Source organism: Flavobacteriales bacterium (assembly GCA_030584065.1).
Taxonomy (GTDB): Bacteria; Bacteroidota; Bacteroidia; order Flavobacteriales_F; family PHOS-HE28; genus PHOS-HE28.
The window spans coordinates 2,883,000-2,905,977 of sequence record CP129489.1 but is presented as its reverse complement, the minus strand read 5'-3'; the positions used below and the strand labels follow the sequence as shown (position 1 = coordinate 2,905,977).

Below are 22,978 nucleotides of genomic sequence, written 5' to 3'. Positions count from 1 at the left end.
GGCAAAACCGGCCCCAGTGGCCAAACCCAAACCCGTGAAGAAGGACGTGAAGAAGGAAGCGAAGGAGTCTGCTGCCAAGGCGGCAGACAAGCCGTTGGTGACCCAGGTTTCCGCGCCTGTGCGGCCGATGGCCGCTCCTGTGGTGAAGAAACAGGTGTCCACCCTGGAGAGCGCCGACAAGGTACGTTACAGCGATGAGGAGCTTGCGGAATTCAAGGAGCTGATCCTCAAGAAGCTCGAGGAAGCCCGCAAGGACTACGACCTGCTGAAGCAGACCCTGGCCAATACGGACAACAACGGCACGGACGACACCAGCCCCTCCTTCAAGATGATCGAAGACGGCAGCGAGACGCTTAGCCGCGAGGAGACCGCCCAGCTGGCCGCCCGCCAGGAGAAGTTCATCAAGCACCTGGAGGACGCACTGCTGCGCATCCGCAATAAGACCTACGGTATCTGCCGCGTCACCGGCCGTCTGATCAGCAAGGAGCGCCTGCGCCTTGTTCCGCATGCTACGCTGAGCATCGAGGCCAAGCAGCAGATGGGCAGCTAGGCCCTGCTCGGCGCAATGCGGGCACGCCCAGCGGCACCGCAACGCCAAGCCGCCTTCGAGAACCGATGAAGCGCGCCCTCCTCATCATCCTGTTCGTGCTGCTGGCCGATCAGGCACTGAAGGTCTGGGTCAAGCTGTCGTTCTACTATGACGAGTCCGTTCCGCTCTTCGGTGACTGGGGCTTCCTCCACTTCATCGAGAACAGGGGTATGGCGTTCGGGATGGAATTCGGCGGGGAAGCGGGGAAATTGACCCTGTCCCTGCTGCGGATCGTGGCGGTCATCGGCATCGGCTACGCCTTGCGCCGGATGATCCATCAACGGGTGCACGGCCTTCAGGTGATGAGCGTTGCGTTGGTGCTTGCCGGAGCGCTTGGGAACATCATCGACAGCACCGTCTACGGCCTGATCTTCAGCGCCAGCACACCGTTCCAGAAAGCGGTGTTCATGCCGGCGGAGGGCGGTTACGCCGCGCTCTTCCATGGCGCCGTGGTGGACATGTTCCATTTCCCCATTTGGCGAGGACGCCTTCCGGAATGGGTGCCGGGATGGGGAGGCGAGTACATCGAGTTCTTCCAGCCGGTGTTCAACATCGCCGATGCGGCGATCACCGTGGGCATCGCGCTCTTCGTAGTGGCGCAGCGCTTCGCTCCGGTGGAGCACACCGCTCAGGCTGCGGTCGAGCCGCCGGGCCCGTCAGGGGCCGATGTCACCGGCCCCGGAACGAAGGGCCAGGCGTAGGCGCGGCGAAGGCCACGCACAGGGTAGGCCCGGGGCGCATACATTGGCCAGCATGACCGCACGGTTCGCGTGGCGCGAATGGGCCTTCGCCCTGCTGCTTTATGCCCCGATAGCATTGGTCTATGGCGCGCATTTCGCAGCCGGATGGTGGGAGTCGGACCGCATCGGCACCGGCTTCATCCAGTACGACCAGCCGTCGTACATGGCCAGCGCGCGGGAGTATATTGACGGCTCGAGCAGCGGCCTGCTCTACGCACTGCCCCGTGAGCGGGTGCCGTATGCCGAGCCCACCCTGGTGCAGGTGCACCTGTGGGCCCTCTCCATCGTTTGGCGCATCACGGGGATCGACCCCGGCCTGCTCTTCGTGCTGTTCGGGGCGGTCTTCGGTGTCCTGGCCATCCGGGTATTCATGGCGCTCTTCGATACGGTCGTCAGCGTGCAGGGCGGCGTGCGCCGCTGGGGGCAGCTGCTCTTCGTGTGGGGTGGGGGATTGCTCTGCCTGGCAGGTGCGGCGTACGGCTGGATGAAGGGCGCGCGCGGCCTCGGCCTCGCGGAGTACCTCTTCGAGATCGACCCCGCCTTCGGCTGGTGGTTCCTCAATCTGGGCCGCAATCTCATCTACCCCAACGAGGCCTACTACCATTTCATGCTCTTCGCGGCACTGCTGCTCATGGTACGCGGTCGCTTCTGGATGGCCGGCGCGGTTGCGGCCTTGCTCGCCTGGTCGCACCCCTTCGCCGGAGTCGGCTTGCTGGCGATATCCATCACCTGGTCCACGCTGGAGCGCTTCTATGTGCGCAACCGCTCCGTCCCGGTTGGATTCATCGCTTGGCTTGCCGTCACCGCCGCCTCCTGCGCCTGGTATTTCTTCGTCTGGGTGCCCGCCCATGCCAATCCGGAGCTGGTGGGTTCCATCCAGCTGGCATGGACGCTTTCCGCGCAAGCCTTCATTCCAGCCTATGCGCTTGTCGCGCTCATGACGATGGCGAACCTGCGCACCCCCTCACGCACGCTTGCCTTCCTCGGCCAACCCGCTCATCGCCTCCTGGCCGTGATGGCGGTGGTCAACTTCATGCTCGAGAACCACGAGTTCGCCGTGGAGCCCCACCAACCGGTGCACTTCGCCCGCGGCTATGTCTGGTCGGCGCTGTTCCTCATGGGTGCGCCATGGCTGCTCACCGAGGCGCTGCCTTGGTGCCGGTCACGCGGAAGGATGGCGGCGGCTGCGCTCATCGGTGTGGCCACCGTGGCGCTGCTATTGGACAATGCGCTCTTCTTCGGCACGCAGATCGGCCGCCAGCTGAGGGCAACGGCGCAATCCGTTTGGCTCACGCCCGATGGCCGTGAAGCGCTGGGTGCTTTGCGCCAGCTGCACCGCAGCGAGGAGCTGCTCGTGAGCCAGGACCTGGACCTGGCCCACCTTGCGCAGGTATACACGCCCTATCGCACCTACGCGGCGCACTTCTTCGAGACCCGGGAACGGAGCATCTACGAGCCGCGGCAGCTTGCCTACTTCCACAAGGGTGAGCTGTCGGACTCCCTGCTCACCGGGCCGCTGATGGTGGTGGCGATGACGGACAGCGGGGCCTTCACCCCGCCGGGCCGGGCTCGTTTGGTGTACGCGAACACGAGCTACCGGCTGTTCCGCGTGGAGGCGGTGCGGTAGCGCCGACGCGGTTCACCGGATATCGACGCGCAAGCCGAACAGCTGCTGGGTGCCTTGGCTCCATCGCGCTGGCAGCCCAGGGTAGGCGCCGGCATGCAGCATCGGCCGCACCTCCGAGAAAAGGTGGAGGCCGCTCCAGAACGGGCTCGTCCGTCCGAGCCTGAAGTCGATGCCGACGACGCCATAGGCGGTGAGCGAAAGTGCGGGATCAAGGCGGAATGACTCCTCCGCGATCGTGGTGCGCTCCGTTTCATCGCTGCCATCGTGGCGCTCCAGTCGGGTTGTGACGCCATGCCAAACCGTGGCCCGCGCATCGTGGGCGAAGCCGAGCTGGAGCCCGCCGCCAACGAACCAGCTGAAGCGCGATCGCGCGTTGCGGCTCAGGATGAAGGAGGCGTCGACGGCCATGCGCGAGCGTGTCACGGTGGCGATGTAGGACTCTGCCCAAGTGGAGTCGAGCTCATAGCGGTCGCCGGTGGAGAGGGAAACCAGGGTGTCGTACACCGCTGTGGTGGAGCGGCCCCAGCTGGAGCTGAACTGCTGCCCGCCGCCGAAAGCGACCGCGATCCGCAGGAGCTTCGTGAAGCGGGCTTCGGACGATGCCGCACGGTCCAGGTCGAGCCCGATGCCGAGGTAGACGCCACCGCTGCTCCGGGACATGCCCGGTGCATCATCGAAGCGGTCATCCTCGGGGCCGTACCAGGGATAGTCGAAGGCACGCACCGGCAGCTCCTCCCGGAGCAGCGAGGAGGCCGGCAGCATGCTGCGCCAATCGGCCGCGGGAAGGCTGCTTTCGCGCAAGGTGAAGCCGAGGCCGGCCGCGTAGGCCTCCGCGATCAGCGGCCGTGCAGCGGCGCCTTCATCCTGCGCATGGAGCGCTGGCAGGGCCAGAAGTCCGGCCAAAGCGAGCAGAAAATGCTTTTCCATGGATTCAAGGGTTTCGGTCGTGCCTGCGGTATCAGGCCCCGACAACCATCGGCGCCCCGGCCCCCACCACCAGCTCGGCGATCTGCACGGCATTGGTAGCGGCGCCTTTCCGCAGATTATCGGCGACGATCCAGAGGTTCAGCGTGCAGGGCTGGCTCTCATCGCGGCGTATGCGCCCCACCAGCACCTCGTCGCGGCCATCGGCCAGCAGGGGCATGGGGTACTCGTCCCTTGCCGGATCGTCCAGCAGAAGCACACCGGGAGCCTCCCGGAGGAGCCGCCTCGCATCGTCCAGCTCGAATTCGCGTGCGAACTCCACGTTCACCGATTCGCTGTGGCCTCCGGTCACAGGAACGCGCACGGCCGTGCAGGTTACCCGGATGGCCGGGTCGAGGATCTTGTGCGTCTCGTTCACCACTTTCATCTCCTCCTTCGTGTAGCCGTTGGCCAGGAACGCATCGCACCGGGGTATCACGTTGCGGTCGATCCGGAAGGGATAGGCCATCTCGCCCTGGACGCCGGCGCGTTCATTCTCCAGCTGCCGTACGGCCACTATCCCGGTGCCGGTCACGCTCTGGTAGGTGGAGACCACCACGCGCCTCGCAGTATAGGCCCGGTGCAGAGGAGCGAGTGCCATCACCAGCTGGATGGTGCTGCAGTTGGGGTTCGCGATGATGCGGTCCTCTGGCCGCAGCAGGTGGCCGTTGATCTCGGGCACGATCAGCTTCTTGTCCGGCATCATCCGCCAGGCGCTGCTGTTGTCGATCACGGTGCAGCCGGCCTTGGCGAAGCGCGGGGCCCATTCGAGCGAAGTGGCCCCACCGGCGGAGAACAGCGCCACATCGGGTCGCGCCGCGATGGCGGCTTCCATACCCACCACGGGCACCTCCTTGCCCCTGAACCGGACCGCTTTGCCCACGCTGCGCTCACTGGCCACGGCCAGCAGTTCATCCAAGGGGAAGCGGCGCTCCTCGAGCACCTTGAGCATGATGCCACCCACGAGGCCGGTGGCGCCTACGACCGCGACTTTCATGTTGGTCCCCGAACGTTTCAGAGCGGTCGAAAGTACGTGCGGCGTGCCGTCGCCGCACATACCGGCGCGGCGGGCGGAAGCACTACCTTTTCCGCCGCTGCCATGCCTGTGATCCCTTTCCGCTTCCGCCTGCTGGTGGCCTTGCTTCCAGCGCTGGTGCCTGCGGCGCTCCCCGCCCAGGTGAACGACGATTTCGAGGACGGCGATTTCACCGCCGCCCCGGCCTGGGCCGGCGATGCCGCGCTCTTCACGGTAGCCGACGTGAGCGGCGACCGCATGCTGCGCAGCAACAGCACGGGGGCCGCCACGTATGCCCTCAGCACGCCCAGCACGTTGGCCGCAGATGCCCGGTGGGAGTGGTTCATGGACCTGCGGTTCGCCACCAGCGGCGCCAACTATGCGGACGTGTACATCATCAGCGATGAGGCCGTGCTCACCGCCGCGCAGAACGGATGGTTCGTGCGGATCGGCGGCACCGCCGACCGTGTGGAGCTCTTCAAGCGCGTGGGTGGCGCGAATGCATCGGTGCTCGCGAGCCCTGATGGCATCGTGAACAGCAGCAGCAGCAACCCGTTGCGCATCCGCGTGGAGCGAACGGCCGCCAACGACTGGATCCTCGCCTACGACGACGGCAACACAGGCAGCTTCGCCTCCGTGGGGCCGGTGAACGATGGGGCGGTGGCCTCGAGCATCGCCTTCGGCGTGCTGGTAGTGCAGAGCTCCGCAGCCGGTCCGGTGAACAACCACTTCTTCGACGACTTCGCCGTGGGCGGCATCCCGGTGGACCTCGCCGCGCCGGAGGTGGTGACCGTGCAAGCCGTTTCAGCCTCGGCGGTGGACGTGCTCTTCAATGAGCCGCTTGACCCGGTCACCGCGGGTGATGCAGCCCACTATGCAATCGCGCCGCCCATCGCGATTGCCGCTGCGCAGCTGGACGGGGCCAATGCGGCGCTGGTGCATCTGACGCTCACGGATCCGTTGGCGGCCAACGTGCAGCACGCGCTCACCGTGACCGGCGTGGAGGACCTTGCGGGCAATCCCATCGCAGCCACCGGGCCGTTCCCCTTCACCTGGGTGGTGCCCGACGCACCGCTGTACCGCGATGTGGTCATCAACGAGATCATGGCCGATCCCACGCCCGCGGTGGGGCTGCCCGAGGCGGAATTCGTGGAGCTGTTCAATGCCACGGCAGACAAGACCTTCGACCTTGCCGGCTGGAAGCTCAGCGACGGAAGCAGCTCCGCCACGCTGCCGTCCTACGCGCTGGGTCCGGGTGGCCACGTGCTCATCACCAGCAACGCGAACAGCGCCCTCTTCGCCACCGTGGCCAACCGCATCGGGGTGGCCAGCCTGCCTTCCTTGAACAACGATGCAGACAACCTCGCCCTCGCCGCACCGGGGGATGTCCTTATCGATGCGGTGGAGTATTCCCTGGGCTGGTACCAGGATGCCGTGAAGCAGGAGGGCGGCTGGACCTTGGAGCAGGTCAATCCCTTCACGCCTTGCAGCGGCGCAAGCAACTGGACTGGGAGCAATGCCCCGGTGGGCGGAACGCCGGGTGAGGCGAACTCCGTCCTCGACCCCACGCCGGATGCCATGCCCCCATCGATTGTGGCCGTGCTCGTGGTTGACAGTGTGACCGTGGAGCTCATCTTCAGCGAAGCCATGGATGCTGCCAGCCTCGTGGCGGCATCCTATGCCATCAGTCCCGGCATTGCGGTGACCACAGCGGCCATCGTGCCGGGCACGGTTGACCGGGTGCGCCTCACCCTGTCCGCTCCCATCGTCGTTGGCGTGCTCTACACGGTCACGGTCTCAGGCGCCACGGATTGCCCCGGGAATGCCATCGGCGCGGGCAATGCAGCCGCCTTTTCGCGGCCTGAACCGGTGGTGGCCGGTGACATCGTGATCAACGAGGTGCTCTACGACCCCTTCGCCACCGGCAGCGATTTCGTGGAGATCTACAACCGCTCGGCCAAGACCCTGAGCCTTCAAGGGATGCAGCTTGCCAACGAGACCAACGGGGCCATCGCGAACCTGCGCACGATCACCCCCGATGCGCTGCTGCTGATGCCCAACGAGTACATCCTGCTCGCCACCAGCACGGCGGATATCGCCGCCCGGTATCCGCAGGGCCGCACGGACCGCTTCCTCCAGATGAGCCTGCCGAGCTACAACAACGGCAGCGGGACCGTGGTGCTGCTCGATGCGGCCAATGCGGTGATCGACCTTTTCCGGTACGATGACGACCTGCACTTCGGCCTGGTGAACAAGCCGGAGGGCTACAGCCTGGAGCGGGTCGACCCCGACCGCGGAACGGACGACCCCACCAACTGGCACACCGCATCAGATGTGTCCGGGGGCGCCACTCCGGGCTTCCGCAACTCCCAGTACAGCGAGGCGCCCGAGGCCAGCGGCGAGCTGACGATCGAGCCGGGCATCTTCAGCCCCGATCAGGACGGCTTCCAGGACCTCCTCACCATCGCCTATCGCTTCGATCGGCCGGGTTTCGTGGGAACCATCATCGTCTATGACATCGCTGGCCGCGAAACGCGACGGCTGATGGACAGCCAGCTGCTCGGCACGGAAGGGGCACTCAGCTGGGACGGGCTCATGGAGGGCGGCAGCAAGGCCAGGATGGGCCCTTACGTGGTGGTGCTGGAGGCCTTCGACCTTGATGGCAACGTGGAGACCTACCGGAAGACCGTGACCCTGGCCCATCCGTTGGACTGAGCCTCAGAGTATTCCGCCCCCTCCCACGGCAAGCCGGCCGTTGTTGGCATTCTCTGCATGCCGTACTCCGCTGCGGCTGATGCATTGCTCAACTTCGCACCCAAGATGACGGAGCAAGTCACCAAGAGCCAGGAACTCATCGCCCGCCGCAAGGCCGCCGTGCCCAACGGCGTGGGTATGTTCAACTTCGCCACCGCTGCCAAGGCCAGCGGCGCCACCATCACCGACCTCGATGGCCGCGAGCTCATCGACTTCGCCGGAGGGATCGGCGTGGTGAATGCCGGGCACTGCCCCCCGCCCGTGGTGAAGGCCATTCAGGAGCAGGCCGAGAGGTTCCTGCATGTGAGCTTCAATGTGGCCAGCTACGAGCCCTACATCGCCCTGTGCGAGAAGCTCAACGCCCTCTTGCCGCACGGTGGCCCCACCAAGACCATGCTCGTGAACACCGGTGCCGAGGCGGTGGAGAACGCCATTAAGATCGCACGCCAGGCAACCAGGCGTCAGGGTGTGCTCTGCTTCACCGACGCCTTCCATGGCCGCACCATGATGGCCATGACGCTCACCAGCAAGGTGGGCTACAAGCCTGATTGCGGACCCTTCGCCCCGGAAGTGTACCGCACGCAGTACCCGAACCTCTTCCGGTACGGCGCTGGGCGCAGCGAAGCGGAATTCGTGCAGGCCGAGCTGCACCGCTTGGAGGAGCTGTCGCACAATACCGTGGATCCGAAGCAACTGGCCTGCGTGATCATCGAGCTGGTGCAGGGCGAGGGCGGCTTCAACGTGGCGCCGAAGGCCTATGTGGAGGGCTTGCGCAAGTGGTGCGACAAGCACGGCATCCTGCTGATCTTCGACGAGGTGCAGGCGGGCTTCGGCCGCACGGGCGCCTGGTCGGCCTTCGAGCACTTCGGGGTGATTCCCGACCTCAGCACCTGGGCCAAGAGCCTCGGCAGCGGCATGCCCATCGGCTGCGTGATGGGCAGGGCCGAGATCATGGACAAGGCCGGCCCCAGCAGCATCGGCGGCACCTACATCGGCAACCCGGTGAGTTGCGCTGCGGCCCTGGCCACCCTGAAGTACATGGAGGAGATCGACATCAACGCCAAGGGGCGCCATGTGGGCGAAGTGATCCGACAGCGCTTCGAGAGGATGAAGGCCAAGCACGACTGCATCGGCGACGTGCGCGGCCTGGGCGCCATGATGGCCATGGAGTTCAACGTGAAGCGCGACCCCATGCGCCCCGATGCCGACACCTGCACGAAGCTGATGAACGCCTGTGCCAAGCGTGACCTGGTGGTGATCACCGCCGGAACCGACAAGAACGTGATCCGCGTGCTGAGCCCCCTGGTGATCAGCGATGAGCTTCTGAACAAGGGGCTGGACATCATGGAGGAGGAACTGGAGAGGATCTGTGGCTAGTTCAACATAGAGGCACGGAGGACACGGAGAAACCCACCTGATGAACGCTACGATGAGGTTGATGAGCCAGAGCGATGCGCGACCGCGCATTTCCTCTGTGCGCTCGGTGCCTCTATGGTGAAGCATTCCCCATGAAGCCCTTCTCGATCGCCGGCATCCAGATGCGCACCAGCGCCGCCTACCCCAATGTGGAGGCGATGAAGACCAAGCTGGAGCTGCTCATGGCCATCTATCCATGGGTGGACATGGTGCTGTTCAGCGAACTGTGCGCGTACGGCCCGCACATCCAGCACGCCCAGCCGGTGCCCGGCGAATTCGAGCAGGAGATGTGCGCGCTGGCTGCCAAGCACGGCATCTGGCTCCTTCCGGGCAGCGTCTTCGAGAAGAAGGAAGGCAAGGTGTACAACACCGCCAGCGTGATCGACCCCGAGGGCAGCGTTGTGACGCGGTACCGGAAGATGTTCCCCTTCTACCCCTACGAGGTGGGCGTAACCGGGGGCAGCGAGTTCTGCGTCTTCGATATCCCCGACGTGGGCCGCTTCGGCGTGAGCATCTGCTACGACATGTGGTTCCCTGAGACCACCCGTACCCTGGCCGTCATGGGGGCCGAGGTGATCCTGCACCCCACCCTCACGGGCACCATCGACCGCGAGATCGAATTGAGCATCGCGCGCGCCAGCGCAGCCACCAACCAGTGCTACTTCTTCGACATCAATGGCCTCGACGCCGGCGGGAGCGGCCGCAGCATCGTGTGCGGGCCCGAGGGGCGCATCATCTATCAGGCCGATACCAATGAGGAGTTCATCCCCATCGAGATCAATCTGGAGAAGGTGCGCCGCAGCCGTGAGCTGGGCGTCCTCCGGCTGGGCCAGCCGCTGAAGAGCTTCCGCGACAGGCCGGTCGATTTCGGCATCTATGCACCAGGAGCCAAGCACCCCGCACTGGAGGGCCTGGGGCCGTTGATCAAGCCGGCACGTGTGCAGGAGCTCACAGAGCTGGAGGTGAAGGATGAGACGCGCATGCCGCACGAGCCGCCCAAGCATGTAGTCACATCGTTGCGACCACCCAGCGAACCAACCGAATAGCCATGGGAAGCCTAGCCGGACGCCATCATATGAAGCTGAAGGATTTCATCAGCTGGTTCGAGATACCCGTGTACGACATCCACCGCGCCGCGCGCTTCTATGGCACCATCTACAGCATGGAGATGGAGGTGGCCGTGAACGGGGAGTTCGCCATGGCCTACTTCCCGGTCGACAAGGGCATCGGCGGTGCGCTCATCTACGGGCCGGGCTGCGTGCCCAGCGACACCGGCACACTGGTCTACCTGAACGCGGGGAATGACCTCGATGGCATCCTGGGGCGCGTGGACCTCGCCGGGGGGCGGGTGATCATGCCGAAATCGCTGGTCAGCGAGGCCGCGGGCTGGTTCGCGCTGTTCATCGACAGCGAGGGCAACCGCGTGGCGCTCCACCAAGGCGCTCCCGGCCCGTCGAAAGCCAAGGCGACGACCAAGCCGGCCTCGCGGAAGGCCGCGCCACGGAAGGCCGGTGCCAAGCGGCGCTGAGCCATCCCGGAGGCTGCCAGGATCAGGAGTGGCGGATCGAGGGCCTGGCTATCTTTCCCACTCGGGCTTACCCCCTCCGATCCCCATGTCCGAAACCGCCCTCCAGCTCCGCCAGCACTACAACGCCGCGCGCCTCCGGTCGCATACCTGGGACCAGCTGAAGCTCGCCGTCATGGACCTCGATGAAGGCCGCGGCGGAGCTCAGGAAGTGGAGGCGACCCTGAGGGACCTGCACACCATCGAGCTCTACTGGGCCTTTCCGGGCCGCGATACCGTGCGCCAGTTGCAGGGAATGCTTCGGAGCAGGGAGTACCATGGCCTTCACCTGGCCGTGAACCACATCGTGCGCATGCTCAGCAGCGGCGCTTTCCGCAGCGATTCGGCGGCCATGCTGGACCCGCTCTCGGGCCGGAGCGAGCTGCTTGATGCGGAGGGGGAGAAGCCGCGCTCCAATTACTTCGAGGTGCTGTTCGTCGACGACCTCGACGACACGGAGGAAGCGGTGCTGCGGGAGCGCTTGAAGCAGGTGCGCGACAGAGGTGATGCCTTCGTGTACGATGCGGTGATGGTGCGCACGGTTCAGGACGCGCTCATCGCCCTGCTGTTCAACCATAACATCCAGGCGGTGGTGGTCCGCTTCGGTGTGCCCTTCGCCAGTGCCAATCACAAGGGCATCCTGCGCGAGTTCACCCGGGCCATCGACCGGCTCGATCCCGGCGCGATCGGTCGGGCTCGCATGGGCCCTTTCCTGGGCCGCATCTGCCGCTGGTTCCGTCCGGAGGTCGACCGCTATTTCGTCACCGACACCCCGGTGGACGGCCTGGAGGACGACACCCTCTCCGCTTTCCGGCGCATCTTCTACCGCACCGAGGACCTCACCGAGCTGCACCTCACCATCCTGCGCGGCACGATGGAGAAGTTCGAAACGCCCTTCTTCACCGCGCTGAAGGACTACAGCCGCAGGCCCATGGGGGTGTTCCACGCCATGCCCATCAGCCGCGGCAACAGCGTGTTCAAGAGCCGTTGGATCCAGGACTTCGGCGAGTTCTACGGCCGCAACCTCTTCCTGGCCGAGACCAGCGCCACCACCGGCGGCCTCGATTCGCTACTGCAGCCCACCGGTCCGCTGAAGAAGGCGCAGGAGCTGGCCGCGCGCGCCTTCGGCAGCCAGCACACCTTCTTCGCCACCAACGGCACCAGCACCACCAACAAGATCGTGGTGCAGGCGCTGGTGGAGCCGGGCGACATCGTGCTCATCGACCGCGACTGCCACAAGAGCCACCACTACGGCATGGTGCTGAGCGGCGCGTACCCGGTGTACCTGCACAGCTATCCGCTCACCAAGTACAGCATGTACGGCGCCGTGCCGCTCTCGCACATCCGCGAACAGCTCTGCGCGCTGCGGAAGGGCGGGCGGCTGGACAAGGTGAGGATGCTGTTGCTCACCAACAGCACCTTCGACGGCGTGGTGTACAACGTGGAGCGTGTGATGGAGGAGGTGCTCGCCATCAAACCCGACATCGTGTTCCTGTGGGACGAGGCGTGGTGGGCCTTCGCGCGATTCAGCTACGTGCTGCGCCAGCGCACCGCGATGCACGTGGCCGCCAAGCTCGCCCGCAAGTACCGCACGCCCGAGTACCGCGCCGAATACGCCGCGCACATCAAGGGCCTGAAGAAGGGCGAGGAGCCGCGCCTGCCCGACCCCGACAAGGTGCGCATCCGCGTGTACGCCACGCAGAGCACGCACAAGACGCTCACCTCGCTGCGCCAGGGCAGCATGATCCACATCTGGGACGAGGACTTCGTGAAGAAGAGCGAGGCCAGCTTCCACGAGGCGTACATGACGCACACCAGCACCAGCGCCAACTACCAGATCCTCGCCAGCATGGACGTGGGCCGGCGGCAGGTGGAGTTCGAGGGCTTCGAGCTGGTGGAGAAGGCCATCGAGCTGGGGCTGCTGCTGCGGCGCACCATCCGCGAGAACCCGCGGCTGAACAAGTGGTTCGACATCATCACCATCGGCGACCTGATCCCCGCGGAGTACCGGCAGAGCGGCCTGGACAGCTACTACCGGCGGGATCAGGGTTGGAACGAGATCGAGAAGGCGTGGGCCGAGGACGAGTTCGCGGTGGACCCCACCAAGATCAACCTGTACACGGGCAAGACCGGGATCGACGGGGACACCTTCAAGAACAAGTTCCTGATGGACAAGCACCAGATCCAGATCAACAAGACCTCGCGGAACTCGGTGCTCTTCATGACCAACATCGGCACCACGCGCGGCTCGCTCGCGTACCTCACCAAGGTGCTGCTGCACATCGCGGACGAGCTGGAGGCGCGCAACGCCGGTTTCGAGCACGACGACAAGCGCGCGCACCTGGCGCGGATCCGTGCGCTCACCGAGGAGATCCCGCCCCTGCCCGATTTCAGCAGCTTCCACCGCAGTTTCCAGGGGCAGCCCGGTGTGCCCGGCGGCGACCTGCGATCAGCCTACTTCCTGGCCTACGACGAGAAGCGCTGCCGGCACGTGAAGCTCGACGCCGCGCTGGCCGAGATGAAACAGGGGGGCGAGCTGGTATCCGCCTCCTTCGTGATCCCCTACCCACCGGGCTTCCCCGTGCTGGTACCGGGGCAGGTCATCAACAAGGAGATCATCGACTTCCTCATCGCCATCGACGTGAAGGAGATCCACGGCTACCGCCCGGAACTGGGCCTGCGCGTGTTCACCGATGCGGCGCTGGGAAGGCAACGGACCACCACAGCCATGGGGGGGATGAAGCAAGTGACAAGCTCCAAGTCTCAAGTGTCAAGCTTCAAGACATCTGGACGCAAGAAGAAGTAAGCCATGAGCAAAAAGACCAAGGCGGCTGCGAAGAAGAACAATGCTTCGCATACAACGTGAAAGACGTCCAGGCAGTCAAGAATCTCAAGAAGAACGAACACACAACTCAGGAATCACATGGCCCGCAATAAGAGCCACTCCATAATCCGCAACATCCTCAAGAGTAAACTCCCTGATGGTATGGAGGTCTCGTTCGAAACTGAACATGGCTATGCCGTTAATGGCTCATCGGAGGACCTGCTAAAGTCCAAGGCGATGAAGGATCTTCGAGGCCAGGTGCAGCTCGTCTTCACCTCGCCTCCCTTTCCCCTGAATCGAAAGAAGGCGTACGACAACAAGACCGGTGATGCCTACAAGAAGTGGTTGAGCGAATACGCGGTACTGCTAACTGATGTCTTGCGACCTGACGGCTCCATCGTTATTGAAATCGGCAATTCATGGGAGCCAGGGCTACCGGTCATGTCCACACTTGCTCTTGAAGCACTTCTTGAGTTCAAGAAAGCAGCCAACCTATACCTCTGTCAGCAGTTCGTTTGGTACAACCCAGCCAAACTGCCAACACCAGCTCAATGGGTAACAGTTGACCGAACGAGAGTGAAAGACGCGTTCACAATGCTCTGGTGGCTGAGTCCAACACCACGGCCGAAGGCGAACAATCGCGGGGTCCTTGTGCCCTATAGTCCTTCAATGCGCAAGCTGCTCAAGAAGCAATCCTATAACGCCGGAACACGCCCGTCGGAACACGTCATTTCCGCAACTTCCTTCCTCTCTGACAACGGTGGTGCCATCCCACCGAATGTCCTGCAACATGAGGCTGACAACTTCCTTGTAGGTTCTAACACAGGTAGCTCCGACTCATACCATGCGTACTGCAAGGCCAAGGGACTAAAGCAGCATCCCGCGCGCATGCCAATATCCCTGCCCAAGTTCTTCATTGGTCTTTGCACGGAGCCTGGGGACCTCGTATTCGATCCGTTTGGAGGGAGCATGACCACGGGGGCTGCTGCTGAGGAGATGGGCAGAACATGGTTCGCGACTGAGGTTGTGGATAGCTATCTGGAAGGGGCGATGGGGCGCTTCCCCAAGCTCATTGAAACCGAGGTTGTGTAAATCAACTTGGCCTAACGCCATGACCGAGAAAGAGTTCCTTACTGCGCTATTGCTGACAGACAAGGCGAACGAAGTGCGTCGTCTTGTTGAAGAGTTCGTGACCATCCATGAAGCTGTAATCACATGGAAGCCAGTCGGCGGTAGAACGAACAACAGTGGGAGTATTCAAGTTGCGGGCGATCCAGCCCGCGCCTTGATTGAGCGGGTCACGAACGGTATTGATGCTGTTGTTCAACGGGCGTACAATGAACATAACGGGCGTCCAGAATGTCGAACGCCACGAGAAGCGGCTGCGGCATGGTTCAATGTGCCAATTCAGGGGCTGCATCAACTGACCCCTTCTGCCAGACGCCAACTTGCTCTGCAGAGTGTCACGGTCAGACTATTAGAAGGAGACGGCAAAGCGAAGCGTACAGTCCAAGTCGCGGATAAGGGTGTTGGCTTGGCGCCTGATGCCATACCCAGGACGATCCTCAGTCTGAATGCGGAGAACAAGCTGGATAAGTTCTATCTCATTGGGGCCTTTGGCCAAGGTGGCTCGGCAACGTTTGCCTCATCGGACTATACTCTAATCGTCTCCCGTGATACTAGAGCACCAGACCAAGTCGGTTTCACGATTGTGAAACTTCAACCCCCTGCAGGGGTTAAGCTCGGGTCCTACGTCTATCTGACAAGATCCGAATCTGTACTGACGTGCGAACCAGTTGATCAACTAGGAGAGTATTCCACTGTTGTGCGCCATTATGGCTACGACCTAGACGACTACCCCTCTCCTCTGGGCCCCAATAGTCTTTATGGTCGCTCTCAGTCCATCCTCTTCGATCCCGTGCTTCCGTTCTACTTCGAGAACGACGTTCACAAGTACTCCAGAACTATCAAGGGTTCTCGAAGTGCGCTGAATGGAGCTCGAGAGGAAGACGATGAGTCGTCCAAGCTTAGCTACTCCTGCCCGATGTTCTTTCCTGACCTCGGGGAGTTCGGCCGAATTGGAATCGAGTACTGGGTGCTTGAGCCCAGCACGAAAACAGCACCGAACAAAGCATTCGTCAATGGAGCGAGACCTATCGTTCTGACCGTCAATGGTCAAACACACGCTGAATGGACATCAGGCCTGCTTCGGAAAGAAGCTGGTCTAACTCACCTGACCTCCAGGATGGTCGTACACATCAGTTGCGATGATCTGTCCGACGATGCCAAGCGCGTGCTCTTCGTCTCGAATAGAGAAGAGTCTCGCAAGGGTCTTGTACAGAATCTCATACGTGACGAACTACTGAAAGCCTTTCAAAGTGACGACCGACTTGCCCAACTACAGGAGGAGGCTAAGCGGGCCGGAACCAAAGAGCGGGACGAAGAAGCGGAGAGAGAGGTTCGGCGCGAAGTAGCCAGAATGCTCAAGGTGTTCGGCTATTCAATTGCAGAAGATGCAGGAGGGGCAAAATCGAGTACAGGCGATCAGTCAAAGCGAACCGGTAGTGGAGATCGAAAGGCGGCTAGGAAGCCGGACCCGATCCCTGTGGTCGAGCCCCCGTCATTGCTCGAGATCCTCGCCAGTGAACCGATAGAACTCTTCCCTGGTCAAAGAAGATACCTGAGGCTTCGTACAAACGCACATTCACGCTACCACGATGCAAGAGACCCGCGACTGAGCAGGTTCAGTTTCATAGTCAACTTGGAAGGGGTTTCAGTAGCTGGATCAAGTGAACTGCGCGATGGCCACCTTCGAGTAATCCTGGCCGCCGCACCTGATGCTCAGGTTGGAACCTCGGGTTCATTCAGGGTAGAGTTACACCCAATGGACCAGCCTACCATCGCGGCTAGCGTAGCCATTACCATTGTCAAGGAGCCTCCCGCCAAGACCAACACTCGTCAAATCAATCTGCCCAAGATCGACTGCCAGCCGGTTGAATCCATGGATAGCGAAGAGTGGGTGTCCCTGAACTGGCCTAAGGAGGTTGACGCCGTAGCAGCAGACTATGATTATGTAACAGCCGAGGACACCTTGGTCATACGCTACAGCACACTCTTCCCGCGATATGCTGAAATGTCCAACGTGTTTGACCGCAAGGACATTGCCTTAGGTGCCTCATTCCGTAAGCGCTTCGAGATCTGGCTGGTCATGAATGTGCTCATCCATTGGCAGGATGTCCAATCAGATGTCACGTCTATCACTCAAAGTGATCTCGAGCAAGATCAGATAGATGAGTACCGAAGAGACGAGCTCAGGCGCTTGGTCAAGGGTTGCATCGTATATACCCAAAGAGAAGTTGCGGGTGGGTCCCCTCCTCCTGAGATGGATTCGGAATAGCCGCGAATTGGCGTGAGCGGGCGCAGCGGCAGCCCGGTGCAGGCAGGGCCTTGCGGATGCGAGCAACGAGGAGGCGACCGAAGGAAGACCCCGCAGTGCTGCAGCCGCTGGCCCTGACAAGTCCGGCTATAGCGCAGCACGCGACCCCGGCCGCATTTGGGACGGGGGCACGCCCAACCCTATGACCAACGGACCGGCCGCCTTACTTTGCTACCACTGACCAGCACCATGGCCAAAAAGAAGACCCCCGCCCGCCGCAAAGCCGCCAAGAAGGCCACCGCCACGCGCACGGCAAGCATGGCGACCAGCACACGGACGACGCGCCCAGCGAAGAAGGCCGCCGCAAAGAAGAATGCACCGGCCAGGAAGCGGGTCGTACGGAAGAAGCCCGCGAACCTGCTCAAGGGCATCAGCGACATCCGCCGCTTCTTCCACCGCAACGAGGTGCCGCTCTACTTCATCAGTGCGACCAACTTCAACCTGCTGGGTGCCGACGAGTGGATCAAGGGCTTCAAGTTCATCACCTACATCGACTGCTTCGATGGGCTGCACCCCAACCTGATGAGCCCGCGCACCGAGGAGCCGCACGAGGAGTTCCAGAGCATCGAGGACATCAACAACTACCTGCTCACCCACAGCGAGGTGCGCGACTTCATCGAGAGCAGGAGAATGAGCGGGAAGACCGCAGGCAAGGCCCTTTTCCTGATGTTCGACGAGAAGACGGAAGCGCTTGCGAAGAAGGCCGGTCTGGAGGTGATCTTCCCACCCGCCAAGCTGCGCAGCTGGCTGGACAACAAGGTGAACACCAACCGCGTGGCGGAGAAGGCCGGCGTGCCCTGCGTGCCATACGTGCTTAGTCCGGTGAAGAACTACGCGCACCTCCTGCAGGTCGCGGCGAAAGGGAAACTGGGCAGCGACCTGGTGGTGCAGACCCCCTACGGCGACAGCGGCCACACCACCTTCTTCATCAAGAACGAGGTGGAGTATGCCAAGTACGCCAAGGAGATCGAGGCGGAGAAGGAGTGCAAGATCATGAAGCGCATCAACTGCCGTGGCGCGGCCATGGAGGCCTGTGTGACGCGGCACGGCACCATCGTGGCCCCGCTGATGACGGAGCTGGTGGGCTTCAAGGAGCTCACGCCGTACAAGGGCGGCTGGTGCGGCAACGAGATCTACGCCGACACCTTCACACCGGAGGTCCGCGCGAAGGCACGCCGCTATGCGCGCAAGTTCGGCGACCAGCTGCTGAAGGAGGGCTACAAGGGCTACTTCGAGCTCGACTTCCTGATCGACACCGACAACGGCGAGATCTACCTCGGCGAACTGAACCCGCGCGTGACCGGCGCGAGCTCCATCACCAACCACGCCGCCTTCGCCCTGGCCGATGCGCCGCTCCACCTCTTCCACACGCTGGAATGGATGAACGTGCCGTACGAGCTGAGCGTGAACGCGCTGAACCGCCGCTGGAGCGACCCGCGCAACATCGACAGCTGGGGCCAGATGGTGATCAAGTACACCGCCGAGGATGTGCAACGCGTGACCGACGCCCCCCGCAGCGGCATCTGGCGCATGCGCGACGACGGCAGCATCTACTTCTGGCGCATGGACACGCACCGCCGCTATGTGGAGAAGGACAACGAGGCCTTCTTCCTGCGCATCACGCGTCCGGGCGACTGGTTCTACGAGGGCGCCGACATGGGCATCCTGGTGATGCGCGGCCGCATGATGACCGACGATTTCCAGCTCACCGAGCGCGCCAAGAAGTGGCTGGCGGCGATGCGCGGGCAGTTCAAGAGCATGGCGCCGGGAGCTACGGCCGCCAATGGTCACGAGCACCTTCTGGAGATCGGGGGGTTCAAGATGATGTAATGAGAGTGCTTGGTGAATAGTGAATGGTCATTGGTGCCGGCGCTGAGTCCGCCAGTCGCCATTCACCAGTGACCATTCGCCCGAACGAAGTGAGTGATGTACGTCCACCTGAAACTCGTCCGTGAACCCTGGCCCAGCGACCGCTGGCAGAAGTTCTTCGACCACGCCTGGCCCCTGTTCAGGATCTGGTACGAGAGCGAAGGCTTGGAGAAGCGTCCTGACCAGTCGACCTGCCGGAGCATGCTGGAGTTGCGCATGCCGGAGCTGATCCCGGTGTACAACAGCCTCTGCCGCCTGGCGAACAACGACGATGTTGCCGCGCGCTTCCTGAGCATGTGGAACCCGCCGCCTTACATGGCCGGCTGCTCCCAGGTGGCGTGGACCAAGGGAGCGCCCACGCTCATCCGCAACTACGACTTCGACCCGCGGTACTTCGATGGTCGCCTGCGCTACACCGAGTACTGCAAGCCCGTGATCGGCATACAAGACAGCGCGTGGGGCCTGCTCGACGGCATGAACATCGACGGCCTGGCCGTGTCGCTCGCCTTCGGTGGCCGGAAGGTGTGGGGATCCGGCTTCGGCATTCCGCTGGTGATCCGGTACGTGCTCGAGACCTGCAGCACCACCGATGAGGCGTGCGCGGTGCTTTCACGCATCCCGGTGCACATGGGCTACAACGTCACCGTGGTGGACAAGAGCGGCAAGTACGCCACCGTGTACATGAACCACGACCGTCCGGCCCAGGTGATCTACCAGGCCGTGGCTTGCAACCACCAGCACCAGGTGGAGTGGGATGAGTACGCTGCCTTCACGCACACCATAGAGCGCAAGCACCACCTGGAGCACAGCATCGCACAGCCGAAGCTCACCCGCGCGGCGCTCATCAAGCAGTTCCTCAAGCCCCCCCTCTACAGCCAGCAATACCTGCGCGGCTTCGGCACGCTGTACACTGCGGCCTACGACGTGGCCAAGGGCCGGGTGCAGATCATCTGGCCGGACAAGCAGGTGGAAGCGAGCTTCTCCCGTTTCGAGGAACAGGAGGTGCAGGTAGTGCTGTTGCGGCCTGTGGGGAGGTACCTGGCCAAATGAGGCGCAACGGCGGCCCCGGCGTGCCTAGCCCGGCTTCTTGATCTCGAAGTCCTCAAGGAACTTCGTGGTGAATACGCCTTCGCGGAACTTCTCGTTCTGCATCAGCTGCAGGTGGAAGGGGATGGTGGTGTGCACCCCCTCGATCACGTACTCGCTCAGCGCGCGCTCCATCTTGGTCAGCGCCTCCTCGCGCGTCTGCGCGCTCACGATCAGCTTGCCGATCATGCTGTCGTAGTTCGGCGGAATGGTGTAGCCGGCGTACACGTGCGTGTCCACCCGCACGCCATGGCCTCCGGGGCTGTGGTAGCTGGTGATCTTGCCGGGCGTAGGGCGGAAGTTGTTGAAGGGGTCCTCCGCGTTGATGCGGCACTGGATGCTGTGGCGCGTAGGCTCGTAATTGAGGCCGCTGATGGGGATGCCCGCCGCGATCTTGATCTGTTCGCGGATCAGGTCGTAGTCGATCACCTCCTCGGTGATCGTGTGCTCCACCTGGATCCGGGTGTTCATCTCCATGAAGTAGAAGTTCCGGTCCTTGTCCACCAGGAACTCCACAGTACCCACGCCCTCGTAGCTCACGCTGGCAGCGGCCTTGATGGCGGCAGCACCCATCTTCTTGCGCAGCTCCTTGGTCATGAAGGGGCTGGGCGTCTCTTCCACGAGCTTCTGGTGGCGGCGCTGGATGCTGCAGTCGCGCTCGCTCATGTGGCAGAAGGTACCATACTGGTCGCCGGCGATCTGGATCTCGATGTGGCGCGGCTCCAGGATGTACTTCTCCATGTACATGCCGGGGTTGCCGAAGGCCGCCCCGGCCTCCTGGCTCGCCTTCTCGAAGGCCTCCTCGAACTCCTCCTCCTTCCACACCAGGCGCATGCCCTTGCCACCGCCGCCTGCTGTGGCCTTCAGGATCACAGGGTAGCCGATGCGCTTGGCCTCCTTCTTGGCCACGGACACATCGGAGATGAGGCCCTCGGTGCCGGGCACAACGGGAACGCCGGCCTTGATCATGGTGGCCTTCGCGGTGGCTTTGTCGCCCATGGCCTCGATCTGCTCGGGCGTGGCGCCGATGAATTTGATGCCGTGCTGCTGGCAGAGCTTGCTGAACTTGGCGTTCTCGCTGAGGAAGCCATAGCCGGGGTGGATGGCATCGGCGTTGGTGATCTCGGCGGCCGCGATGATGCGCGGCATGTTGAGGTAGCTCTCCTTGCTCACCGGCGGACCGATGCACACGGCTTCGTCTGCGAAGCGCACATGCAGGCTCTCCTTATCGGCGGTGCTGTACACGGCCACGGTCTTGATGCCCATCTCGCGGCAGGTGCGGATCACGCGCAGGGCGATCTCGCCGCGGTTGGCTATGAGGATCTTCTTGAACATGAGAGGCTCCTGATCTGGTTCACCACAGAGGCACGGAGGACACAGAGAAGAAGATGAGCTCTACCACCAGGCCGTTCGAGCCGAGGAAGTCGCTTGCGTGCCTGTCAAGCATTCCTCTGTGCTCTCTGTGCCTCTGTGGTGAATGGCACTACGAGGGATCGACCAGGAACAACGGCTGGTCGTACTCCACCGGCTTGGCGTCGTCCACCAGCACCTTCACGATCTTGCCGCTAACCTCGCTCTCGATCTCGTTGAAGAGCTTCATGGCCTCGATGATGCAGATCGTCTTGCCGGGCTTCACCTCATCGCCCACGTTCACGAACACCGGCTTGCCGGGGCCCGCCGCACGGTAGAAGGTGCCGATCATCGGTGCCTTGATGGTGATGTACTTGCTGTCGGCCGCGGGAGCGGGAGCGGCGGGTGCGGGAGCCGGGGCGGCCGCAGGGGCCGGGGCCGCAGGCAAGGCCACGGGCTGTGCCGCGGGCAGGGGTTGCGCGATCACCTGCACCGGGGCTTCCTTCTTGCCGGCCGGGGTCTTGATGGTGATCTTGAAGTCCTTCTGCTCGATCTCCACTTCACTCACGCCGCTCTTGGCGACGAACTTGATCAGTTCCTGGATCTGGGTAAGGTTCATCGGTTCTGGCATTGCGGCCGGTTCAAGGGACGGCCAAGGTAGTTGCGGGAGGGAGAGGTGCTTGCGGGGGTGTGAGGATCGATGGTCAGAGCCAATGGTCAGCGGCCGGCGCGTCACACCCTTTGCCGGTATGAGCCGTCATAGGCCCATTTCACCCACACCGCCCCCCAGGTGAATCCGCCGCCGAAGGCGCTGAGGATGACATTGTCGCCCTTCTTCAACCGTGGCTCCCATTCCCACAGGCAGAGCGGGATGGTGCCGCTGGTGGTGTTGCCGTACTTCTCGATGTTCACCATCACCTTGCTGTCGTCCAGCCCCATGCGGTGGGCGGTGGCATCGATGATCCGCTTGTTGGCCTGGTGCGGCACCAGCCAGGCCACATCATCGGCGGTGAGGCCGTTCTTCTCCATGATCTCGGCGCTCACGTCGGCCATGTTCGTCACGGCGAACTTGAAGACGGCCTTCCCCTCCTGGTACACGTAGTGCTCCTTCCGCTCCACGGTGCGTTCGGTGGTGGGGCGCCAGCTGCCGCCGGCCTTCTGGTGCAGGTACTGGCAGCCGCTGCCATCGCTGCGCAGGATGCTGTCGCGGATGCCGAGGCCTTCCTCGTTCGGCTCCAGCAGCACGGCGCCGCAGCCATCGCCGAAGATGATGCAGGTGGCGCGGTCCTCGTAGTCGATGATGCTGCTCATCTTGTCGCCGCCCACCACCACTACCTTCTTGTGCTTGCCGGACTCCACGAATTGGGCTCCGGTGGTGAGCGCGTAGAGGAATCCGCTGCACGCGGCGCCAAGGTCGAAGCCCCAGGCGTTCCTTGCGCCGATGGCATCGCAGATGATGTTCGCCGTAGCCGGGAATACACGGTCGGGCGTCACGCTCGCGACGATCATCAGGTCGATCTCCTCAGGACCGATGCCGCGCTTCTCCAGCAGGCCGTTCACCGCCGCGATGGCCATTGTGCTCAAACCCTGGTCCTTTCCGGTGAGGATGCGCCGCTCCTTGATGCCCGTGCGCTCGGTGATCCACGCATCGTTGGTGTCTACCATGGTCTCCAGCACCTGGTTGGTGAGGCGGAACTCGGGCAGGTAGCCGTTTACGGCGGTGATGGCGGCGGTGACCTTCATGC

General features: G+C 63.1%; 17 protein-coding genes. 12 read left to right on the top strand and 5 right to left on the bottom strand.

Annotation, left to right across the window (positions count from 1 at the left end; translation table 11 throughout):
* Window positions 1-127 precede the first annotated feature (127 nt).
* The 3 genes from QY325_12230 (at window position 128) to QY325_12220 (ending at window position 2,956) form a co-directional block, all read left to right on the top strand.
* On the top strand, window positions 128-550 hold the full coding sequence (locus tag QY325_12230; protein ID WKZ67981.1) for a TraR/DksA C4-type zinc finger protein: 423 nt from the start codon (window positions 128-130) through the stop codon (window positions 548-550).
* Window positions 551-615: 65 nt separating this feature from the next.
* Window positions 616-1,290 carry a lipoprotein signal peptidase gene (locus tag QY325_12225; GenBank protein WKZ65526.1) on the top strand — a complete coding sequence of 225 codons (675 nt, stop codon included), beginning with the start codon at window positions 616-618 and terminating at the stop codon, window positions 1,288-1,290.
* Window positions 1,291-1,342: 52 nt separating this feature from the next.
* Entirely contained in the window at window positions 1,343-2,956 is a 1,614-nt protein-coding gene (locus QY325_12220; protein WKZ65525.1) for a hypothetical protein, read from the top strand.
* Between the two features lie 12 nt (window positions 2,957-2,968).
* Here QY325_12220 and QY325_12215 read toward each other — a convergent pair whose 3' ends face one another.
* Both QY325_12215 and QY325_12210 read right to left on the bottom strand, forming a co-directional pair.
* On the bottom strand, window positions 2,969-3,883 hold the full coding sequence (locus QY325_12215; GenBank protein ID WKZ65524.1) for a hypothetical protein: 915 nt from the start codon (window positions 3,881-3,883) through the stop codon (window positions 2,969-2,971).
* A gap of 31 nt (window positions 3,884-3,914) precedes the next feature.
* Window positions 3,915-4,916, bottom strand: a complete 1,002-nt coding sequence (locus QY325_12210; GenBank protein ID WKZ65523.1) for an aspartate-semialdehyde dehydrogenase — start codon at window positions 4,914-4,916, stop codon at window positions 3,915-3,917.
* Window positions 4,917-5,018: 102 nt separating this feature from the next.
* Here QY325_12210 and QY325_12205 point away from each other — a divergent pair, with 102 nt between their 5' ends.
* The 9 genes from QY325_12205 to QY325_12165 all read left to right on the top strand — a co-directional run bounded on the left by QY325_12205 (window position 5,019) and on the right by QY325_12165 (window position 19,847).
* Window positions 5,019-7,649: a lamin tail domain-containing protein gene (locus QY325_12205; GenBank protein ID WKZ65522.1), complete on the top strand. Its 2,631-nt coding sequence runs from the start codon at window positions 5,019-5,021 to the stop codon at window positions 7,647-7,649.
* A gap of 105 nt (window positions 7,650-7,754) precedes the next feature.
* Window positions 7,755-9,065, top strand: coding sequence for an aspartate aminotransferase family protein (locus tag QY325_12200; protein ID WKZ65521.1), 1,311 nt, complete (start codon window positions 7,755-7,757; stop codon window positions 9,063-9,065).
* A 131-nt stretch (window positions 9,066-9,196) separates the two neighbouring features.
* Entirely contained in the window at window positions 9,197-10,150 is a 954-nt protein-coding gene (locus tag QY325_12195) for a carbon-nitrogen hydrolase family protein (GenBank protein ID WKZ65520.1), read from the top strand.
* Window positions 10,151-10,152: 2 nt separating this feature from the next.
* Window positions 10,153-10,632 (top strand): VOC family protein, encoded by a 480-nt coding sequence (locus QY325_12190; GenBank protein WKZ65519.1) that lies wholly within the window; start codon window positions 10,153-10,155, stop codon window positions 10,630-10,632.
* Window positions 10,633-10,717: 85 nt separating this feature from the next.
* Window positions 10,718-13,474 carry an ornithine decarboxylase gene (locus QY325_12185; protein ID WKZ65518.1) on the top strand — a complete coding sequence of 919 codons (2,757 nt, stop codon included), beginning with the start codon at window positions 10,718-10,720 and terminating at the stop codon, window positions 13,472-13,474.
* A gap of 117 nt (window positions 13,475-13,591) precedes the next feature.
* A complete protein-coding gene (locus QY325_12180) occupies window positions 13,592-14,584 on the top strand; it encodes a site-specific DNA-methyltransferase (protein ID WKZ65517.1) in 993 nt (330 codons plus the stop codon).
* Window positions 14,585-14,603: 19 nt separating this feature from the next.
* Window positions 14,604-16,889, top strand: a complete 2,286-nt coding sequence (locus QY325_12175) for a hypothetical protein (GenBank protein ID WKZ65516.1) — start codon at window positions 14,604-14,606, stop codon at window positions 16,887-16,889.
* A gap of 228 nt (window positions 16,890-17,117) precedes the next feature.
* On the top strand, window positions 17,118-18,758 hold the full coding sequence (locus tag QY325_12170) for a biotin carboxylase (protein ID WKZ65515.1): 1,641 nt from the start codon (window positions 17,118-17,120) through the stop codon (window positions 18,756-18,758).
* Window positions 18,759-18,854: 96 nt separating this feature from the next.
* Window positions 18,855-19,847, top strand: coding sequence for a C45 family autoproteolytic acyltransferase/hydrolase (locus tag QY325_12165; protein WKZ65514.1), 993 nt, complete (start codon window positions 18,855-18,857; stop codon window positions 19,845-19,847).
* A gap of 24 nt (window positions 19,848-19,871) precedes the next feature.
* Here the strand turns inward: QY325_12165 and accC are convergent, their stop codons facing one another.
* The 3 genes from accC to QY325_12150 form a co-directional block, all read right to left on the bottom strand.
* Entirely contained in the window at window positions 19,872-21,218 is a 1,347-nt protein-coding gene (accC, locus tag QY325_12160) for an acetyl-CoA carboxylase biotin carboxylase subunit (protein WKZ65513.1), read from the bottom strand.
* A 148-nt stretch (window positions 21,219-21,366) separates the two neighbouring features.
* Window positions 21,367-21,852: an acetyl-CoA carboxylase biotin carboxyl carrier protein gene (gene accB / locus QY325_12155; GenBank protein WKZ65512.1), complete on the bottom strand. Its 486-nt coding sequence runs from the start codon at window positions 21,850-21,852 to the stop codon at window positions 21,367-21,369.
* A gap of 113 nt (window positions 21,853-21,965) precedes the next feature.
* Window positions 21,966-22,976, bottom strand: coding sequence for a beta-ketoacyl-ACP synthase III (locus tag QY325_12150; GenBank protein ID WKZ65511.1), 1,011 nt, complete (start codon window positions 22,974-22,976; stop codon window positions 21,966-21,968).
* Window positions 22,977-22,978 lie beyond the last annotated feature (2 nt).